The organism is Candidatus Vondammii sp. HM_W22, assembly GCF_022530855.2.
Lineage (GTDB): Bacteria > Pseudomonadota > Gammaproteobacteria > Chromatiales > Chromatiaceae > Vondammii.
Genome location: NZ_CP099567.1, coordinates 538,890 through 559,357 on the forward strand (window position 1 = coordinate 538,890; position 20,468 = coordinate 559,357).

General features: G+C 49.0%; 12 protein-coding genes and 5 pseudogenes. 10 read left to right on the plus strand and 7 right to left on the minus strand.

The window, feature by feature from the left end:
- Positions 1-56 precede the first annotated feature (56 nt).
- From MN084_RS02965 to MN084_RS02985, 5 genes are all read left to right on the plus strand, one after another.
- Positions 57-2,120 (plus strand): hypothetical protein, encoded by a 2,064-nt coding sequence (locus MN084_RS02965; RefSeq protein WP_277400021.1) that lies wholly within the window; start codon positions 57-59, stop codon positions 2,118-2,120.
- A gap of 438 nt (positions 2,121-2,558) precedes the next feature.
- Positions 2,559-2,906, plus strand: coding sequence for a hypothetical protein (locus MN084_RS02970; protein ID WP_241084910.1), 348 nt, complete (start codon positions 2,559-2,561; stop codon positions 2,904-2,906).
- Between the two features lie 74 nt (positions 2,907-2,980).
- Positions 2,981-6,142: a DUF637 domain-containing protein gene (locus MN084_RS02975; protein ID WP_241084909.1), complete on the plus strand. Its 3,162-nt coding sequence runs from the start codon at positions 2,981-2,983 to the stop codon at positions 6,140-6,142.
- Complete coding sequence (locus MN084_RS02980) at positions 6,132-6,488, plus strand: hypothetical protein (RefSeq protein WP_241084908.1); 357 nt, start codon at positions 6,132-6,134, stop codon at positions 6,486-6,488. The genes MN084_RS02975 and MN084_RS02980 overlap by 11 nt, the downstream gene beginning before the upstream one ends.
- On the plus strand, positions 6,463-6,780 hold the full coding sequence (locus MN084_RS02985) for a hypothetical protein (protein WP_241084907.1): 318 nt from the start codon (positions 6,463-6,465) through the stop codon (positions 6,778-6,780). Before MN084_RS02980 ends, MN084_RS02985 begins: the two co-directional genes overlap by 26 nt.
- Positions 6,781-6,803: 23 nt before the next feature.
- On the opposite strand, the pseudogene MN084_RS02990 reads toward MN084_RS02985, so the two are convergent.
- From MN084_RS02990 to MN084_RS03010, 5 genes and pseudogenes are all read right to left on the minus strand, one after another.
- Positions 6,804-8,178, minus strand: a pseudogene (locus MN084_RS02990) (IS4 family transposase).
- Between the two features lie 293 nt (positions 8,179-8,471).
- A complete protein-coding gene (locus MN084_RS02995) occupies positions 8,472-8,819 on the minus strand; it encodes a hypothetical protein (RefSeq protein ID WP_241084906.1) in 348 nt (115 codons plus the stop codon).
- 304 nt (positions 8,820-9,123) lie between these two features.
- On the minus strand, positions 9,124-9,492 hold the full coding sequence (locus MN084_RS03000) for a hypothetical protein (RefSeq protein WP_241084905.1): 369 nt from the start codon (positions 9,490-9,492) through the stop codon (positions 9,124-9,126).
- 2 nt (positions 9,493-9,494) lie between these two features.
- Positions 9,495-10,580: an RHS repeat domain-containing protein gene (locus MN084_RS03005; protein WP_241084904.1), complete on the minus strand. Its 1,086-nt coding sequence runs from the start codon at positions 10,578-10,580 to the stop codon at positions 9,495-9,497.
- A 141-nt stretch (positions 10,581-10,721) separates the two neighbouring features.
- Positions 10,722-11,939 carry a hypothetical protein gene (locus tag MN084_RS03010; RefSeq protein ID WP_241084903.1) on the minus strand — a complete coding sequence of 406 codons (1,218 nt, stop codon included), beginning with the start codon at positions 11,937-11,939 and terminating at the stop codon, positions 10,722-10,724.
- A 310-nt stretch (positions 11,940-12,249) separates the two neighbouring features.
- Here MN084_RS03010 and MN084_RS03015 point away from each other — a divergent pair, with 310 nt between their 5' ends.
- On the plus strand, positions 12,250-12,498 hold the full coding sequence (locus tag MN084_RS03015; protein WP_241084902.1) for a transposase: 249 nt from the start codon (positions 12,250-12,252) through the stop codon (positions 12,496-12,498).
- Between the two features lie 166 nt (positions 12,499-12,664).
- Here the strand turns inward: MN084_RS03015 and MN084_RS03020 are convergent.
- Positions 12,665-13,868, minus strand: a pseudogene (locus tag MN084_RS03020) (IS256 family transposase).
- Positions 13,869-14,123: 255 nt separating this feature from the next.
- Between MN084_RS03020 and MN084_RS03025 the strand changes: the two are divergent.
- The 4 genes and pseudogenes from MN084_RS03025 to pabB form a co-directional block, all read left to right on the plus strand.
- A pseudogene (locus tag MN084_RS03025) lies at positions 14,124-14,512 on the plus strand (transposase); the annotation flags it as partial.
- 84 nt (positions 14,513-14,596) lie between these two features.
- Positions 14,597-15,676: pseudogene (locus MN084_RS03030) on the plus strand (IS3 family transposase).
- Between the two features lie 66 nt (positions 15,677-15,742).
- Positions 15,743-16,669: an oxygen-dependent coproporphyrinogen oxidase gene (hemF, locus tag MN084_RS03035; protein ID WP_241084900.1), complete on the plus strand. Its 927-nt coding sequence runs from the start codon at positions 15,743-15,745 to the stop codon at positions 16,667-16,669.
- Positions 16,670-16,798: 129 nt separating this feature from the next.
- A complete protein-coding gene (gene pabB / locus MN084_RS03040) occupies positions 16,799-18,190 on the plus strand; it encodes an aminodeoxychorismate synthase component I (protein ID WP_241084899.1) in 1,392 nt (463 codons plus the stop codon).
- Here pabB and MN084_RS03045 read toward each other — a convergent pair.
- Positions 18,162-20,467 (minus strand): annotated as a pseudogene (locus MN084_RS03045) (DNA polymerase II). The gene pabB and the pseudogene MN084_RS03045 overlap by 29 nt on opposite strands.
- Position 20,468: the final 1 nt, after the last annotated feature.

Genomic DNA, 20,468 nt, shown 5'->3' on the forward strand with positions numbered 1-20,468 from the left:
TGACGGGTGAGACAATCAACAACAAAAGCAATATCACCAGCACAGGCAATTTAGCGATGACTGCTAAAAGTCTGGATAACAGTGCCGGTACTTTACGCACTGGCCAGGGTGATATCAGCCTGACCCTGATCGACAGCCTGACCAATACCGATGGAACCGTGGAAGCGGGCAACAAGCTGACGATCACTGCCGGTAGTTTAACCAACAGCAGCGGTATCCTGGCCAGCATCGACAGTGGTGATGCCAGTATTACCACCACAGGGATTCTGAACAATAATGATGGAAAGATACAGGCCAATGCTGACAACCTGACCTTGAAAGGCCATCAGTTGCTGAATAAACAAGGCATAATCCTTCATGCGGGTCACGGTGTTTTCAAGCTTACAACAACAGGTGGAGAGCCAACCGGTATAGATAACCAAAAAGGCAAGATAGGCAGTAACCAAGCCTTAGAGATCATCGTGGGACCAGAGGACGAGCGCAGGAATATTGAAAACACATCCGGTGACATCAGCGGCACCAGCATCAACATAAATGCTGATGACCTGACTAGCAATGGAGGCAGTATTGAAGGTGACAAGGTCGATATCAACCTCTCTGGCAATCTCCTGAATGGTAACAACCCAGAACAAAAAACCGGCTTGATCAGTGCTTTGTCCACAGCAGTTGATGCACTAAAACTTACTGTCGAAGGCTGGTTTGACAATGATGCCGGCACCACCCAGACCAATGCCGAGACGAGCACTATTACCGCAGGCAGCTTGAGCAATAGCGGAAAAATCATTCATACCGGCAATGGGACTCTGACACTGAAAATCACTGATGGTGCGACTGACAACACCAGGGGTGAAATCACCAGTAACGGGCATCTGGCGATGGCCGGAAAAAGCTTAGATAACACTGATGCAATCATACGCACCAATCAGGGAGATCTTAACCTGACACTAACGGATAGTCTGATCAATACAGACGGACTCATAGAAGCTGAAAATAACCTGACAATCATAGCCGGCAGCTTAACCAACAGTGGCGGTACCTTGACCAGTATCGGCAGTGGCAATGCGAGCATCACCACCACTGGAATTCTGAACAATGACAGCGGCACCATTGAATCAAATGCTGACAATTTGAGCTTGACTGGAAGTGACCTCACTAATGATAAAGGTAAAATTGTTCATAGAGGGCATGGCCATCTGACCGTCAAAGCGGCTGAGATAAGTAATCGGGGCGGGAGCATTGGTTCACTCGGGCATTTTATTGCCAGAGAGTTCGGCACGCTTGACAACTCTCTATGGGATGGAGTCATGGCTGAAATCCAGGCTGATCATATAGAGCTGGATGGCACCACCATCGACAATACCGGCGGTCGCCTCTACGCCACAGGCGGCAATAGCATCGATCTAACCGCCGACTCGCTGATTAATGATAAAGGTACGGTAAACAGCGAGGGAAATCTTGACCTGACACTGCAACAACTGAGCAACAACAGGGGATCGTTTCAATCAGACAGCATATTGACGTTGGATCTACCGGCGTTCAATTTTAGTGATGGAAGTTTCAACGCTGCAACAAGCCTGATAATCAGTACCTCTGGTGATGTCACTAATGGTGTAGGCAATCGGTTACTTACGGATGGTAATTTAATCGTCGATACGGATGGGAGTATCATCAATGAAGGTGAAATATCCAGCCTGCTGAATTTAACACTGACAGGAACAAGCTTAAGCAATGAGGGTTCTGGAATTATCAGTTCGGGTAATGATCTGACGCTGGATTTCGACAGGACAATAACCAACAGAAACAGGCTCAGTGCTGCGAAAGATATAACGCTCGATGCAGAGAATCTGGATAATTACGGTACGGTTTCCGCCGGGGAAGATCTGAACATCACCCTCACCAACAATCTGAATAACAATAACACGCTGTTTGCCGGTAACGATGCAAAACTGTATGTCAGCAACACACTATATAATTTTGAAGGTGCGGATATTTTCGCATTGAACGACATCATCATTGCAGCAAATAGTAACAACAATGCAAACAAGAATATTACAAACGAATCTGCCACTATTGAAGCCTATGGCGGTGATATCAAAACTTTATACGGAAGAACTTATTAACCGGAAAGCCAGATTTGAGGTTTCAGATGGAAAAAGAGTATCCGGTGTCATTACCTACGCCTGTGGAAAATGCCGTAATAATATCGCTGCCGATTACATCGTGGACGATGTCTTTGAGTCAGCTGTAACCGCTGATTCGCCTGCAGCCAAAATAGTATAGCGGGCAATGATTATTTTCTGACAGGGGGCAGTTTACTTAACCAGCACAGCTTAATCGCCGCAGATCGTAATATTGATATATCAATCAGCAAGAGCCTGGAAAATATCAGTAGTACGAACTATAAAATAACAAAAACCAGAACCTATCGTGCTGGTGCAACTGGCAAAGTCAAGCTTAGTGCTCATAACGATGCGGTGTCCTCAAGCGAACACTATAATGATCGCAACTCACCAGTAACGACACAGACCTTATCTGGAGGTAAATGGCGACCCTACACGGTGGTTACCAGCAATACTAATCCCAATTACGATCCAAATAATCTTTTGGCGGTGCCAAGCCAAATTCTTGGTTATAAATATGTGGGTGTAACAGAGGTAAAAACTGATACCGGGCAAGCCAGCTCGGCAACGATTCAGGCAGGCGGAAGCGCCACCGTTATCGTTGCCGGCAAGGTCAACAACACGGATGTAAAGGAAAGCGCCAGCAAACCAACCCATACTTCACGTACAGCAGAGACCGCTGCAAATGGGAAAGAGCTGCAAACAGTTGCTCCAGGCCATATAGGCGCTGTGCCTGATAGCATTGAAACTATTAACGCCCTGAATGGTGCCCCGACAAAGTCATAGATACTGTAACCACCGCTGATGGAAAATCTGCCTACACCGATAATGTTCAATTACCAAAATCCGAAGGCTTGTTTGTGGTCAACAACCAACCAGGCCATCCCTATCTGGTAGAGACCAATCCGGAATTCACAAAGTACACAAACTTCATCAGCTCTGACTATTTCCTTGACAAAGTAGGGCTGAAGCCTGAACAGACAGCCAAACGTCTGGGGGATGGTTTCTATGAAAATCGATTGATCCGGGATGCCATTTTTGAAGCAACCGGCAGACGTTATCTGGCCGGCCAGACCAATGATCAGGAACAATTCCGCTTCCTGATGGATAACGCCATAGCATCACAACAAGAACTTGGCTTAAGTGCCGGAATTACACTGAGTCCTGAGCAAGTGGCACGTCTGACACACGACATAGTCTGGATGGTTGAGCAGGAAGTGCAAGGGCAAAAAGTATTAGTGCCGGTATATTATGCCGCTGCTCTCAAAGCGGATGATATCAGCCCTGGCGGATCGCTGCTGATAGCGTCAGAACTATCGATTTCCGCTGACGAGATGACCAACACAGGAAGCATTGAAGCTGAAAATGACCTGAACATACGCAGTGCCGGCGATTTGCTCAATCGGGGTGGTTTGAGGGGTAAAAATCTGAGCATTGTGGCTGAAAATACTATCCGTAATACCGGTGGACATATCATCAGCAGTGGTGACGTGCTACTGGTTGCCAGAACAGGCAATATAGAACTGGAACGACAAGTTAAACAAATCACCTATCAGCGGAATAGCGACAGTATCGTCACTCTAATAGGCAATGCATCCAAGCTTAAGGCTGATGGCAAGATAACACTGCAAGCAGAAAAAGAGATACGCATATCAGCCAGCGATATCGAAGCCGGTGATGACCTGATTGCTACTGCGGGTTGTGATATCCGCATTGAAACTGTAGAAAACAAGTGGCATCGGCACCTGGAAAGTAAGCACTTTCAGGATATCGACACAGTGATAACGCACAAAAAATCCAGTCTCACTGCCGGTGGTGACGTCACTCTTAACGCGGGGCAGGATATTGCAGTTATTGGTAGCGATATCGCAGCCGAAGGTGATGTTGCGTTATCGGCCGAAGGTGATACCACCATTGAGTCAGTGGAGGATTCGGAATACCACTACCAGTACACTAAAAAGAACTTTGGGCGCAGTAAAACCACCATTCTGGAACAGTCACGGGTCAGAAACGTTGCTTCCACTCTACAAGCCGGCGGTGACGTACTTGTCAACGTTGATAAAACCGATGCCGGTCTGGTCCTCAATACAGCAAAAAACGTTAGTATCATCGGTAGTAACATCAAGGCCCGGCAGGATATTCTGGTTTATGCGGGAGACCGCCTGGAAGCGGCCTCCGGTACGGATTTCGACGACTACCACTACGAATTAACAAAAAAAGGGCTAGGTGGCCTGACGGGCAGCAGCCACAAACAGACCCGCAGTCAACAGCGCCGGCAAAGCGCCAAAATCGCCAGTGGAGACGACATCAATCTGACGGCGGGTAACCACATCGTCCTGATTGCCCCTAATCTCTCGGCAAAAAACGACATCGCCATCAATGCCCAGGCAGGCAACGTCTACCTTGGCACCGCCAAAGATACTGACTACGCCGACGAAGAATACGACAGAACCGGTGCCTTCAGCTGGGAAACCGGTAGCGAAGGCCATTTAGACGAAACCGTGCGTCATACCGAAATGACTGCCGGGGGTGATATCCGCATCGATGCAGGCAATGGGGTCATAGTCGAGTACAAACAACAAGATAGTCTGGCAGAGTCTATTTCCAACTTAAGCCAACTGCCCGAACTGGCCTGGATGGGAGAACTTCAGCAGCGAGAGGATATCAACTGGCAAGCGATAGAAGAGGCGCATGATGCCTGGCAGCAACATGAGTCAGGGATGGGTGGCCCCGGGTTCATGCTGATAGCCATCGCCATCGCCACCGGCGGAGCGGGCGCTGGACTATTAGGTCTGAGTCAAGGCGCTGCTGCCGGCACCCTGACAGCGGTGGAGGCCGCACAAATTGCCGTTGTGGATGCCTTGATCAACAAAGCGGCCGTCAGCCTGATTATCAACCGTGGTGATATCGGTGCGGTGTTTAAAGACCTTACTTCCAAAGAAGGTCTGTTGTCACTGGCGACAGCGGGTATTACGGCGGGGATGACCAATAGTCTGTATGGCCAGCTTGGTATCCCGCAAACGGCGAAACTCTCAACACTTACCACCGAACAGCTCGTCAAGCGAAGCCTGGTTGATGCGGCGGTTAAAACCGGTGTGAATGCAGCGGTATATGGAAAAAGCAGTTTCAAGGAAAACCTGCAATATTCAGCTGTGAATGCAATTGGAGCAAAACTGGCCAGAGAGATAGGAGGAGCAAGAGATTCAGGCGGTATCAACTATGCCGTTCATAAGATTGCGCATGCTGTATTGGGATGTGCCGTCGGGGCGGGTACCGGAGGGGAGTGTGCCGGCGGGGCGATTGGTGCTGTTGCCGGAGAAATAGCCGGAGAAGCGTATTTAAGTAGTTGGCTTGAAGACAAACTCAACGATCCACGTACCGCAACCCTTTCCCCGGAAGCATTGCAGTTAGAAATACATAATTTGCAAAGTCGTGGTGTGGATATTGCCAGACTAGCTGGAGGGTTGGCGGCATTTGCCGCCGGAGAAGACCTGAATAGTGCGGTTGACGCCGCAGGAAATGCGGTTGAAAACAACGTATTATGCGGCGGCTTGTGTTTGGGTGCACTTGCCTTGCTTGCGGGAGCAATCTATAGCGCAGATCAAGGTGATGGTGACCTGCTTGCCGGTTTGGAAAAAATCGGTACCGGTGAGGATGATTTAGGCCGAGCGATTAATTCAGGGGTCACAAAGGCCGTTGAGCTATCCTATCAACAGTTTCCGGAAGCCACGATAGCGACATTAGACGTGTTGAGTGCAGTAGGAGAAGGTATTACTGCCACGGTAACCTGGCTGGATGATTCCACGGGTAATGAAGTGAGTGCCCAATGGCATAAGCTAGATGAGAAAACACGGAATCAAATAGTTGGAGGGGGTAAGATACTCGCGTTGGTTATTCCGGAGGTTAGTGTTGCGAAACTAGTGCAGCTTAAGCGGCTTGCTGGTAAAACACGTGGTAAAGGGACTGGAAAAAATGTAGAGGCGCCGGGGGGGGGATGTCCCCAAGAAGGGATTGCCGGATAACGGGATTGATTATTCAAAGATTTCTACGGCAAAACCGCATCAGGCAACAGCGCCGCGTGATCTTAATGAGCAGACGCTTTGGAATCGGGTATTAGATAAGCCCTCTGCTGGAAAGGACACCAAATTAGCAGGCGATGATCGCTTTCCTCGTAATGAAGGATGGAGAAAAATGGAAGCTACTCATACTCTACCCGATGGGAAAAAAATCATAATTCACTATCAATACAATGGTAATACAGGTAAGGCGTACGATATGAAATTCACTACCCTTCAACGTATTCCGCCGGAATTGCAACCAGGGCCTTCGTTGGTGACTGATAATGTTGGTGTTAGAAAAGGGGTATGAGACTCCTGTAGAAGTTTATGGTATTTATTGGATTGATGGAGAGAGAATCTATTGGGTCATCCCTTATGAAGGGCATGAAGGTTTTGTTACTTTAAGTGAAAAGGATTCTGAGGTTGTTGATCCAGAAATTAAGGATGTCTTTATTTTAAGAAAAAATGATGCAGATGAAGATTTATTTCTTCATTGGGCGGCAGATAAAGACAATCTTATTTATGATCTTGTTGACCACGATCCTGAAGCGATGAAAGAGTTTAAACGTAGGCTATCCAGCCTGAAAAATACCAGTGATTAAAGCAAACCAAGCCCGAATGCTACTTACTTAAGTTTTTTGAGGTGGCCATTTTTCCGAATATTCTCTCGCGGAATAGCCCTGGGTTTGGTAAGTAGCGGGAATTGCCTGGGTCTTCGTTTTATAGCTCGCGGCTCCATACGTCCCGGTTATTTTCCAACCTGCTGCTGTGCAATGAGGATAAAAAGGCCCTCAATTTTATCAATGTCGTAACGACCGCTTTTTTGCCACACAATCCATAGCTGCAAAGCATGCTTGAAGCTAAGTTGTCGAGGAATGATGTCAGACAGTAATGCCGCCTGAGCCATCAGTAAACGGATCAAGTTGTAAGCCAAAAGATAGACCCACAGCTCCTTTTTCGCCATTTCCGGTGTGCGACAACTTAATGTTTCCATTCCCAGAGTGGCCTTGATGTTGCGTATATCCAACTCTACCTGCCAATGGTTCCGACAGAGTGCCTTCAGGGCGGCTTTGCTTGTACTTTTTGAGCAAAGTAGTGTTGTCACCAGGATCTTACCGCCAGGACGCAACTCCCGCACTTTCAATCTATCGGGGGTTTGATCATACTCTGCCTGACTCATCCAGGCGGGTTTGACTTTTGGCTTGTCTATTTCGATAAGATGATCTCGCGGGCCCAGACGCTCTCCCTGGCGAAAATCCGTGCTACGCCACCGTGAACCATATTGCTCGAAAACGCCATCCACTCCTTTGGCCTGAAGAGCACACAACAGAAAATAGGTGGCATAAAAAGCATCCCCCAGAAAGATATAACCAGCGTCCAGGGTACCAGGCATGGTTCCAGGCAATGACTGCTCATCGCTTCCTTTTCCGCGACAAGGTCCCAATGCTGCATCAAGTACAGCACCGCTGGCGAGGCAGACGATACCAACCACCCGGCAAAGAGGGAAACCCAATCCGGGTTGCTGGCTACGGGGTTGAGGATAGACAGCCTGGTTCTCTTCTGTATCGGGCAACGTAACGGTAGCTCCATCCACCAGTCTGACCGGTCGTCCCCGCCAGTGCCAGGAATCCGGGGTGTGCTCAGTCATCATACGCCCCGTGTAACGGGCTAGCGTAGAGACCATGTCCAATGGCAGCCGTTTCCGTGCGCGCTCCCGTATGCGTACTACAGATTGGCAGCTCACCCATCAATCGCTTGACTGCAGCAGCATCAACTATGTTCTGGCAAGAACGATCAGCACTCATTGCTTGAGCCAGAAACATCGATAGCGTCTCTGTTGGCGGAAACAGCCTTTCCCGATGTTCCGGTAGCAACGATTCGACTTGATTGAGAAACTCTGGGCCGGTTAGCAGATTAAAGAAAGCATAGGAATCACTGGCTGTAGCGTAGGTTGTGATACGTTTTTGTTGATGTATGCAGGCGCGTTGATTAGGATGCATTAAGGCTGCTTCCCTGGTTGATGGTTGATGGTTTTGTGATTAGCATCTTATCACCTGAACCAGCCTTTTTTTATTCGTTATATCAGCAGGTTATTGCTTAAGTAAGTAGCATTCGGTACTGACCCCTTTACCTCGTAGAAGAAGATCAGCAACTCACCGGGGCTTTTCAGCACGGTGCATCGCCAAAACAACTTGCCCACTCGCATGAACGCACGCCCCGTTCTATCAAAGCGCGGTTGGTGAAGTTGGGATTAATTGAAGAATGCTGGGAAGCGCGGTAGTTATTTGGATAATTACTTGCTTATGCGTCGGCGTATTTCAAGCCCAACAGACACAAATACAGAAGCGAATAATACTCGCATAAAAATGGCCCCCGTATCAGCACCGTACTTTCGCTGGTAATCTTGCAATATCAATAATGAGATAGCGATAACTCCAATCACGCACAATAAAAGCACTATCATCCCTATATGCTTGCTGGAATCAATAGCACTGCCTGGCACGAACGCAACAATTAAAGCACAGCTAATTGTAGTTATCCCATAAATAAATGTGGAGCCTGAAACATCCTCAAAAAACCAAACTAGACCAAGTACATTGATGAATGCAAAGACCAATAAAACTATTCTTGCAATACTCATCCTAAGCAACAACCGTTAGCACTACTTGCAATCTTCATCTTTACAAGCCTCTTCCTGCGCTCTCTCAAATGCACCGCCTCCGAAAAACGAAACTGCTCCATAGTATGCTGGTGAACCGCTCAACAAAAGAAAAGTAAAATCACATGCTGTCTTGTTAGCTCCGCATGTTGAGTCCCAAGGAGAAACGATAAATTATCCAAGTGATCGATACATTCATTAAAGCAGCGCAGAACTAAGCGATGTAAATAAACAACAAAACCCTGCATTTGCAGGGTTTTTGGTAGGTTTTTTACAACTAAATTAATCAATCTTCTTTTTTAATCGAATCCGATTCAATTGATTTTGTTGATCCCATAATAAGCCATCCAATATAGGTCATAAGTATCAATACCGTTGCTATAGATAGTATTGCAAAGATAATAGTATCAAGATAACCATATTGTTCTGGAAGAAATGACACCGCTAAAGTAGCCGGTATACCAATAATACCTCCTATATAAAAGGCGGCAATATTAATGACCTCCTCATTCTCAAGCTCTTTAATACTTACTGTGGATACAATGTAAACACAGTAAATCAAACCCATAAATAAGCCAATAAAGGTTTTATTTTTCAATAAATTTAAGAAACATAGCCCACATGCACTTAATCCATTTAATCTAGTTAAAATCATAATTAGCGAACTCCTCGCATTAAGTCTCTAAACCAGGTTAGCGGGTGGGGCTCACGCCCAGAACCGGATGGTAAAACACATTCTTTCAAGCAATCTCTTACAAAAGAAGTGCACTGGCGAGTAAGTATATTGTAACGACCGGGTCTGGCAGTACGCTGTAGCCGACAACGCATCATACAATCATCTTCTTCTGGGGTAGCCTCGATAGTTTCGCATTGACTCTCTCCCTCATCAGGCTTGACATCACCTGGGCCAACCATGCCTCCGTCTCTAGGATAAAAGCCTTGGGTGCCTGATTCACCTGGAAAGCCAAATCCTATATGGCTAAATCCGTGGGCACCGTTAGGGTATACACAAACATTTACATCAAGCCCCAATGGATCAATATACTTAACAGGGTTTCCTTCAACATACCCATAAGTATTTAGTCCACCATTCAGCCCTATAGGGTCACTGGTGATGTAACTCCCTGTACTCGGATCATAAGTTCTGAAGTAGTTGTAATACAGCCCCGTCTCCCCATCAAAATACTGCCCCGGAAACCTCAGATTATTCCCCACCTCCTCAACGAGGATATCCACCTCCCCAAACGCCTGATATCGGGCACTCCAGACCACGCCGCCGGAGCGGGTAACCATCTTCTGCGGCGTGCCCAGATGGTCGTTCTGGTAATAGTATACCCGATCGTCGGCGGTACGCTGGAACAGGGGTTCGGTCATCCAGCTGGCTTCGGGGTTGTAGTGGTACTCTTTGATCAGCTCGCCGCTGTCGGTGTATTCCGCTGCCAGGCCCTGGTCGGTGTAGAGGTACCAGGTGGTTTCGCCGTTGACGGTTTTTTTGATCCGCTGGCCGTAGGGGTTGTAGGCGTATTCTCCTTTGCTGTTGCCGTTTTCTTTGACTTCTATAAGCCTTTCTTCGTGGTTGTAGCGATATTCGGTGGTGTTTCCGTTGTCTGTTTTGCTCGCGGTGTGTCCGTTGGCGTTGTAGCTGAGGGTGACGCCGGCATCGCTGGCGATGTGCTGGTTGCGGTTGTTGTATTGGTGGGTGACGCGGTTGTTGTTTTGGGTATGCACGGTGCGGTTGCCCACTTTGTCGTAGGCGAAGGTTTCTGTGTCGTTTGTTTTTTCTTTCGGCGGTTTTGATCCGTTTGTGCTGATGGTGTATCGCCAGGTCTGGTAGCGGGCACCGGTCAGGCGGTAGAGGTTGTCGTAATGGTAGTCGTTTTCGCTCTATTCGGTGGTGATCCGGGTGAGGTTGCTTTCGTTGTCGTAGTGGTATCGGGCGTTGCCCAGTTGGTTTTTCGCCGGGTCTTTGAAGATCATGCCGGTGGGTCTTTGCAGGTCGTCGATGGTGATGTTCTGTTGACTGCCCCCGGGGTATTTGATGGTTTGGGGGGCGAGCCAGCGGTGGTTGATGTAGCTGAGGGTCCCTTTGCCGGGGATGATCACGGCGATGAGCCGGTTGTTTTTGTTGTAGATGTAACGGTAGGTTTTGCCTTCGGGGCTGGTGTAGCTGTTTTTCAGGCCGTTGGGCCGGTAGCTGTAGCGGGTGGTTTTTTCGAAGTGGCCGGTGTTGATGCTGACGCTGGTCAGTTGGTTGAGGTTGTTGTAGCGGCGGGTCTCGCTCAGTCTCTGGATGTCGGCGGTGGCGTTGTCGCTGTCGCTGTCGCTCCCCGGGGTTTGGCTGTAGCCGCTGTATTGGTCGTGGTTGTTGTAGTGGTAGTCGATCACTTTCACCGGGTGGGCGGTGGCTTTGTGGCTATACAGTGTTGTCCGGATCAGCCGGTTGGCGGCATCGTAGTGGTGTTCTGTTTTTTCTTCTCCGGGGTTGATGATTCGGCTCCGGTTGCCGTTGGCATCGTAGTGGTAGCGGCGTTGTGTGGTGCCGGTTCCGGTCTGTTTGATTTCTGTTTGCAGGCGGTTGTTTTTGTCGTAATGGTAGCGGGTCTGCCGCCCTTGTGGATCCTCGACTTGCAGCAGGTTGTCGCGGTTGTCGTAACGGTAGGTGGTTTTGCCCTGGTTGGCGTCTATGCTGCTGATCAGGCGCATGTTGTTGCGGCTGAGCCAGTAGAGGTCGTTGTAGACCGGGTCCAGTCCGACAATGCCGCTGGTGTCTCTGCCTTCGTCGCTGTTTGTTTTCCGGGCGGCTCTCTCTTTTTCGGTACGGGTGTTGTATTCTGCGAGGGTTTCCCCGGTGCTGATCCGCAAGCCGTCCCAGCGCCGGTTCCACTCCCAGCGTTTGCCGTTCCAGCGCCGGTTGATCCGGACATGGCCTCCGAGCACTTTGACCCGCAGGTCTTCGTGGTCTTCGAAGTTGTGGCCGGTGCTGTAGTAGGGCTTGGCGTTGTCGCTGGTGATGCCGCCCACCGCCAGTGCCGGCGGACTCGCAGGCAGGGTGAGGAGTGCGCCGGCGGCCAGCAGTCCGGTCAGTGTTCTGGGTAAAAGCATAGGGAGGGTTCCTGTTGCAGATCCTTTCACAGGGGGTGTTGTTTTGAGCTTTTCTGATCTCTAATTGATTATCGAGGTCTAAACTCAACTAACAGTGCGAAATCCATTTTAGGGTAAAGACTCGTATAGGACGCCGAGGTTATCAAGAACAATATCCCTATTATTTTCGCCCAATTCCAGAATGAGCCTCCCCAAGTTTAACGGACACTTTTAATCAGCGACAAGGTCGCTTAAAGGAGTGTTTATCAATGACTGGAAAGTGCAAACCATATAAGACCTGAAAGAGTTCAAACAGGAGGCGGTCAGGCTGATGGAAGAATCAGACAAACCTGCCTCAGAGATAGCGTTGGGACTTGGAATCCGAAGAAACCAACTTTACAAGTGGAAGGAGCAGTTGGATAGCAAAGGTGAACAGGCATTTACCGGTAATCGGGGTAGGCCAAAAAAAGAGAGCCAAAGTGAGCTTATCACGCTACAACGGGAAAACGAGCGGCTAAAAAAGGAGGAGTTTGAAATACTAAAAAAAGCCGCGGTGTATTTCGCGAGGGAGCTCAAGTGAAGTACGCTTTTATCCGAGCTCACAGTATGGAGTATAACGTTGCCCAACTTTGTTAGGCGCTGGAGGTATTATCCAGCGGGTACTATGCACGGCGAGACAGACCGGCCAGTCAATACCTTTGGAAAGTAATGCCGAGCCTGTAAAGTTTTCTGTGTAACTGCCAGGGTTAAATATATACCGCCAAGCGTTCTTCGAACTCAATCATAAATCCATTCAGTGCTGGTTTCCAATGACGGATCGGCATTGTCCACTTTTTCGATGCGGCCTGGATTGCTAGGTGGATGACCTTCTTCGCCGAATCATCGGTTGGAAACAACCTCCGCTTTTTGATCACTTTGCGAATGACGCTGTTCAGTGACTCAGTGGCGTTGGTCGTGTAGATCACCTTTCGTATGTCCTCCGGGTAGTTGAACAGCGTGTTGAGATTCTACCAATGGGCACTCCAGGAGCGGCTCATCCGGGGGTGTTTGTTGTCCCATCGGTCAGAGAATTTATCCTGCGCCGGTAAAGCTTCTTCCTCGGTGATGGACTGGTAACTCTTTTTCAAATCAGCCGCCACAGGCTTGTAGTCTTTCCAGGGCAGCTACTTCATCGAGTTCCGTAGCATATGCACAATTATAGAGCTGGATATTCGGGAAAGCCGGGTTGATGGCATCAGGAAAGCCTTTTAAGCTATCGACACAGGCAATCAAAATATCCTTCACACCGCGGTTTTGAAGCTCTGTCAGCAGGTTCAGCCAGAATTTGGCACCCTCATTCTCCGACAGCCACATCCCCAATAATTCCTTGTGGCCTTCCAGGTTAACGCCCAGAGCGAGATAAATCGCTTTATTGATCACTTTCTTGTCTTGCCGGATTTTAACGACAATGCTATCCAGATAAACAATAGACTAAATTGCATCCAGGGGGCGAGATTGCCATTCAACAACCTGTTCGATAACTGCATCAGTGACTTTGGATATGAGTGTGGCAGAGACATCGGCCCCATACATCTCCTTGAATATCGTGACGATTTCGCGGGTTGTCATACCTTGGGCATACAAGAAGAGGATCTTGTCATCCATTGAGGTAAATCGACGCTGGTGCTTCTTAACTAGCTGAGGTTCAAAGCTGCCCGCTCTATCTCGGGGGGTATCCAGTTCAAACTGGCCATCTTCCGTTTGCAAGGTCTTGCTGGTCGTGCCGTTGCGGCTATTACTCGTTTCGGATTGTTGATGCTTGGCAAAGCCAAGATGATCAGTCAGTTCAGCATTGAGTGCTGCCTCGACCGTGATCCTGGTCAGCATTTGCCGAAACTCGTTGAGATCTTCTTCAGTTTTGATGTTTTTAGCGGCCGCCTGGGCTATCGCCTGGAGCTCTTTCTTGTCGATCAGCTGCCTATTCTCTCCCTTGTTTGGGCTTAATGACAGGCGGTTACACAGAATTCAGGTCTGTCTCGAGTTTGGATTCGAGTTGAGCACGTGTTTGCCCAGCGGGCCAATCGACCGGTGCGTAGCATCGGGCAAGTCAGGGCCGACGTGAAGATTGGTATGGATATTGCTAAAAATAATTTTTTGAGCGTGAAGATACCGGACTCTTCTGATTTGCTAGAGACTATTGGCCTTTGTCGGGTTTTTAGAGGTTCCCTTAACACCAAGGTACACTTGGCCGTGGATGCGCATGGTATGCCGACCAGATTCTTACAGAGGTACTGGAGCTGGTTGCACGCAGGCTAGCACACCGATTAATGAGCTTAGGCGATATCTTTTGGTTGGTAATGGGGCTTACGATACACAAGAGATATTAGAGGAGGCAATATCACAGGATATAAGTGTTGTTATTTCACCAAAGAAGAATAGAAAAGAGCAGCGAGAATATGACAAGCATCTGTACTGAATTAGTATATTTGGTTGAGAATGTGTTTCTACATCTCCAACGCTGGCGTGGTATTGCGACATGCTATGCAAAAAACACCCGTTCATTTATTATCGCTGTCCAGATTAGGTGTATGATGCTTTGGGCTAGAATCTTATGACGATACTATGTGACCTTTCCCCCAGAAATAGAGCCATGACAAGGATGAGATTTCCAATTAGTCTGTGTATTAGGAGATCTCAAGATGAAGAAGAAGCGTTACAGAGAAGAGCAAATTATTGGTGCCATCAAGCAGCATGAGTCAGGGGTAAAAGTTGATGACATTTGTCGTCAGTTCGGCATTTCAACCGGGTGCTTTTATAACTGGCGAAGCAAATATGCCGGGATGGATGTCTCAGAAGCCAAACGGCTCAAAGAGCTTGAAAGCGAAAACAACAAGCTTAAGAAGTTACTTGCCGAGAAAATGCTTGAAGCTGAGGCGATGAAGGATGTGCTCTCAAAAAAGTGGTAAAGCCTGCTGATAGAAAACAAATCGTGAACTACCTTAAGTCGCGGTTCAAATTAAGTGAGCGTAGAGCTTGCCAATTAGTAGGCTTAAGTAGAACCGCTTTTCGGTACGTTACTCAATGGGGAAAAGATGAGCCTCTACGCAAACGGTTACTTGAGCTGGCAAAAAAGCATCCGAGTTATGGTTATTTGTTTTTACATGGCCTCCTGAGAGGAGAGGGGGCTTGTGAAAAACAAGAAGCGGACCTACCGAGTCTATAACGAAGAAGGTCTTCAAGTGAGGACTAAAAAACGCAAGAAGATAATACGACCAAGAATGCCAACGATTATGCCCATTGGTAAAAATATACGCTGGTCAATGGATTTTGTCAGTGATCAGTTGGCTAATGGTCGCCGCTTTCGAGTATTTAATGTGATTGATGATTACTCAAGAGAAGTTATTGGCCAGCTCTCTGACTTCTCGATCAATGGTCACTAGGTCGCTCGTTTTTTAACTCAGGTGATTGAGCTAAGGAGCGCTCCGGATCAAATAATCTGCGACAACGGTACTGAGTTTACTAGCAAGGCGATGTTCTACTGGCAAAAAGAAAGTGGCGTTAAGCTAGGTTTTATTCAGCCAGGTAAGCCTACTCAGAATGCGTTTGTAGAAAGCTTAAACGGTAAATTCAGAAATGAATGCTTAAATCAGCATTGGTTCAGGTCCATTGATGACGCTAGACATGAAATTGATCAATGGCGAGAGCACTACAATCACGTGCGGCTTCATAGCGCATTAAATTATTTGTCACCTGTGGCCTTTGTGAATAGGGCCGCTTAGAATGAATTATCTCATCCAAGTCTTGGTATTAAGATGGGGGGAAGGTCATATGCTAGAGAAAAATGAATGAATACACCCGATAAAGAGGCCTTCCTGAATTACCTGAAGCAACTTCAGAAACAGATATGCATTGCCTTGGAAGAAGAAGACGGCACTGGACACTTCATTGAAGATAGGTGGGAATGCGATGGCAGCCATGGTCTGGGCGGTGGTGGAATTACCCGGGTGATGACAGAGGGTGCCGTCATCGAACAGGGTGGTGTCAATTTCTCCCACGTGGTCGGTGACCAGTTGCCTGTATCAGCTACTGCTCATCGGCCGGAGTTGTTTGGCCGTACCTTTGAGGCTATGGGGCTCTCACTGGTTATACACCCGCATAACCCCTATGTGCCGACCACACACGCCAATGTCCGTTTCTTTATCGCTGAGAAAGAGGGTGAAGAGCCTGTCTGGTGGTTCGGCGGGGGATTCGATCTGACACCTTACTACGGCAATGATGAAGACTGCCGACACTGGCATAAAACTGCCAAAGAGGCTTGTGAGTCTTTCGGCCCGGAGGTTCACCCAAAGTTTAAAGCTTGGTGTGATGACTATTTTTTCCTGAAACATCGGAATGAGCCGAGGGGCATAGGCGGTCTGTTTTTTGACGATCTGAACGAATGGGGATTTGATACCTGCTTTAATTTCGTGAAAAGTGTTGGCGATCATTACATCCCGGCCTATCTGCCGATTATGCAACGCCGGAAAACGGATGAATATGGTGAACGGCAGCGGGATTTCCAGCTCTATCGTCGCGGCCGATACGTCGAGTTTAATCTGGTGTTTGACCGTGGGACTTTGTTTGGCCTGCAGATGGGTGGGCGTACCGAGTCAATCCTCATGTCCATGCCCCCCTTGGTGAAGTGGCGCTATAATTGGTATCCCGAGCCCGGATCTGAAGAGGCTGAACTGTATCAGAAATACCTCAAGCCAAAGGATTGGTTGGCAAACTAATGCGCTTTATCATTTCTATTTTATTCGGTTCCCATGCTTTGCCTGGTAACCGGATGGCGTTCAGCAAAAATACATCTTAAATCTCTGCATCCCTTTCGTGAAAGACTCAACCGAACGCTCAGACTGAATATGGCTCCATCCCTGTTGCAGGATCTCCCCTATATTGCTGATAGCCATCGCCTCTTCGATGCGATTGCCGGGCGTCTCTGGGCGGTATTTCTCGACAGTGGCAAACCCGGCAGTAGCCAGGGCCGCTACGATATTCTTGCATGCGATCCGATGATGACTCTGGTGACCAGAGGGGCAGAAACGGAGATAGTGGACAGAGGCGGACGTTGCTGGTTTAAAGATGATCCTTTTGAACTACTGCGGAAGGTGCTGAGTCCGTTTTATGCTGAAAATTGCAGACTCCCTTTTTGTGGTGGTGCTATCGGCTACTTTGCCTACGATCTCGGTCAACGGCTGGAACGTCTTCCTTCCCTGGAAGAGATAGGCGACTCGCTGCCTGAAATGGCGGTGGGTATCTATGACTGGGCTCTGGTGGTGGACCATCAACAACAGCGCAGCTGGTTGGCAGGGCAGGGGCGTGATCCGGCCACTCAGGAGAAGTGGAGTCAACTCGAAGCGCTTTTCAGCGAGCCCCAGGAGAATGAATTTTTTACACGGTTCAGTGTGATGAGTGATATTCATTCCAACATGTCGGCAGAATGCTATGCTGATGCGTTCAATCGTATTCAGCACTATATCCGGGAAGGTGATTGCTACCAGGTTAACCTTGCCCAGCGGTTTTCAGTTGAGACAGAAGGGGAGCCTTGGCTCGCTTATAAAAAACTGCAGCAACTCAATCCGGCCCCCTTTGCGGCCTACCTGAATACGCCGGATGTGCAGATTCTTAGCTCGTCGCCGGAACGCTTCCTGGAATTACGCAGTGGTGAAGTGGAGAGCAAGCCGATCAAGGGAACTTTTCCAAGAGGAACCACCCCGGAATCGGATTGCGCACAAATAACCGCATTGGCCGGAAGCAGCAAAGATCGAGCGGAAAACCTGATGATCGTGGATCTGTTGCGTAATGATCTGAGCAAATCCTGTACCCCTGACAGCGTCAGGGTACCTCGGTTGTTTGAGGTTGAGACCTTTTCCACGGTGCATCATCTGGTCAGCACTATTCAGGGTCGGCTGGCTCAAGGTGAAGATGCTATCAGCCTGCTGCGCAACTGCTTTCCCGGTGGCTCGATAACCGGCGCACCAAAACTGCGGGCGATGGAGATTATTGAAGAGCTGGAACCTCACCGGCGGAGTGTCTATTGTGGTTCCATAGGTTATATTGGCTTCAATGGCGATATGGATAGCAATATCGCGATTCGAACGCTGTTGCATATCGATGGCACCATGCGCTTCTGGGCCGGTGGTGGTGTGGTGGCCGACTCACAACTGGAAACGGAATATCAGGAGACTTTCCACAAAGTGGAGGCGCTGATCAAGCTGTTGCGCGTCAGAACAACGCCATCTGATCATCGGTAATACGTTTAAAACTGTCTTCCAGAAAGTAGAGAATGCCATCTGCCGCTGGGGCCAACTGACGATCCAGATAGTGTGCTGATAATCGATGGCGCTGAATCTCTCAGAAACCGGTTCTGGACCATTAACGGTAATTATGTAACTCACCCAACGCCCGCTTTTTTTCTGCTTGCGGGCAGCCTGTACATGGGGTGGGATATTGCGCTGGTAGTCGTTCAAGGGACGGCGTAACCGTTTGCGATAGACCAGTTGCCCATCCAGCTCTCCGGCGTTGAGCTGCTGCACCGTATCTGAAATGTAATTGTTATAGGGTTCATTAAAGAAAACCCGTCGATAGAGTTCCCGCTGGAATACCTGGGCCAGCGGAGTCCAGTCACTGCGTACACTCTCCAGACCTTTGAAAATCAGCTCATACTCTCCTTTCCCGTTACGAATGTACCCCGCGTAGCGTTTTTTACGGCCGGTTTCAGAGCCGCGAATAGTCGGCATCAGAAAACGAATGAAGTGAGTCTCGAATTCGATCTCCAGATAGGAGGGCAGGTTGAAAGTCTCCTTTATGAATTGATTCCACCAGCGATTGAGATCTTGGGCAAGCCGGGTTCCGATAGTTCCCGCCTGCTGTTCGTTGTGGTTCTCTCCGAGCAGTACAAATACCGAATCTGTATCACCATAGATTACCCGATAGCCCTTGGCTTCCAGCCAGTTCCTGCTGCGGGTGATGATCTCATGGCCACGACGGGTGATGCTACTGGCCAGCTGGGGATCGTAGAAACGGCAGCCGCTGGAACCGAGGACACCGTAAAACGAGTTCATGATAATTTTGGTGGCCTGGGAGAGTGACTTGTTGTTGGCTTGTTTGGCCTGGTCCCGTTGCGCCCAAAGTTGGCTGATGATCTCAGGCAGAATGCTCTTCTGCCGGGAAAACTGGGCCTCGAGAAAGCCTGGTATCGGGTCATCTCCGGGAAATGCCATGCCTAGTGGATCGACACGGAAGGTACGGATAATACTCGGATAGAGGCTCTTGAAGTCGAGCACCAGCACATTCTCGTAAAGCCCCGGTTGAGACTCCATGACATAGCCACCGGGGCTGGAGATCGTGTGCTGAATGGCGCCAATATCATAGGCCCCGGCCCGATGCAGCTGAGGGAGATAGAGGTTATCAAAGGCCGCCACTGACCCACCCTGGCGCCCCAAGGGAAGTCCTGTCATCAGACTGCGTTGGGTAATGAAGTTGACCAGATCGGTCTTTTTAAAGATCGCCTCTACCAGGCGGCAATCCTCCAGGTTGTAGGCTGCCAGCGCCGGCCGGTCTTCCCGGAACAGTCGACGGATCTTTGCAATCTTGTCCTCTGTGCTGGCAATCAGTTTTGTGCGCCCAAGTAGTTCACTGGCCACATTGCCCAAGGCAAAACTGCTGAAAGACCAGAAGGCACTTTTCAAATTGTCGATGCCATCCAGGGCAACCCGTCCGGGGATACTGGCGCCCCGTAACTGTCCCTGCTGTTTCGGTTGCAGGATAGCGGCAATCTCGCTACCTCGTCCCAGCGTGAAGGGGATGCGGTGGTGGCGGCAGCGCCGTTCCAGATAGTCGAGATCGAAATTAATCAGGTTCCACTCAAGAATCAGATCGGGATCGAGCTGCTGGAATCGACCGAGAAAGCCCCGGAGCAGATCAGCCTCATTTCTGAACCAGTACAGGGGGAGCGTGCTCTGCCACTCCTCAGCCTCTCCCTGCATCAATATCTCTTCATGCCCGCGACCGCAGAGGGCGATAGATAGAATTTCACCATTCATGCCATCTGTCTCGATGTCGAGACTCAGATAACTGAACTCCGGTCGGTAGTCACCGGGTTTGATACCGGGCGCTGTCAATTCCTGAAAACCCGATTTCACCCGGGACTCACCACTGATCGTCATAGGTGCGGTGATGAAACGCTCCATCAGGTAGCGGTCGGATGATTTGATATCCGACTCTAGCAGCAGAACTCCCTGGTTGGCTGCTCTTTCACGCGTCGATTGCAACTCTTTCTGCTGATTGAAATAGAGGCCGTCAATCGGTTCCCCTGCCAGATTTCTCAATGCCAGATGCTTGCGTTCGAACTGCAATCCTGCGGCTTCCAGATCATCTTCTTCAGCGATAAAGCAGACAGCTTTCTGGTTTGGAATAACCAAACGCAATGGACTATCCGGAGTGCAGGCCCAGAAAGTCAGTTCGATGCCGTTTGGGCCATCTCTCCAGTGTCGGGTGAGTAAAAAAGCCGGGTGTGACTTCAACTGCATG

Coding starts and splice junctions, on each gene's coding strand:
- MN084_RS02965 (WP_277400021.1), top strand. CDS start 57: ATGACTGCTAAAAGTCTGGATAACAGTGCCGGTACTTTACGCACTGGC.
- MN084_RS02985 (WP_241084907.1), top strand. CDS start 6,463: ATGTTGGTGTTAGAAAAGGGGTATGAGACTCCTGTAGAAGTTTATGGT.
- MN084_RS02995 (WP_241084906.1), bottom strand. CDS start 8,819: ATGAGTATTGCAAGAATAGTTTTATTGGTCTTTGCATTCATCAATGTA.
- MN084_RS03000 (WP_241084905.1), bottom strand. CDS start 9,492: ATGATTTTAACTAGATTAAATGGATTAAGTGCATGTGGGCTATGTTTC.
- MN084_RS03010 (WP_241084903.1), bottom strand. CDS start 11,939: ATGCTTTTACCCAGAACACTGACCGGACTGCTGGCCGCCGGCGCACTC.
- MN084_RS03015 (WP_241084902.1), top strand. CDS start 12,250: ATGGAAGAATCAGACAAACCTGCCTCAGAGATAGCGTTGGGACTTGGA.
- hemF (WP_241084900.1), top strand. CDS start 15,743: ATGAATACACCCGATAAAGAGGCCTTCCTGAATTACCTGAAGCAACTT.
- pabB (WP_241084899.1), top strand. CDS start 16,799: ATGGCTCCATCCCTGTTGCAGGATCTCCCCTATATTGCTGATAGCCAT.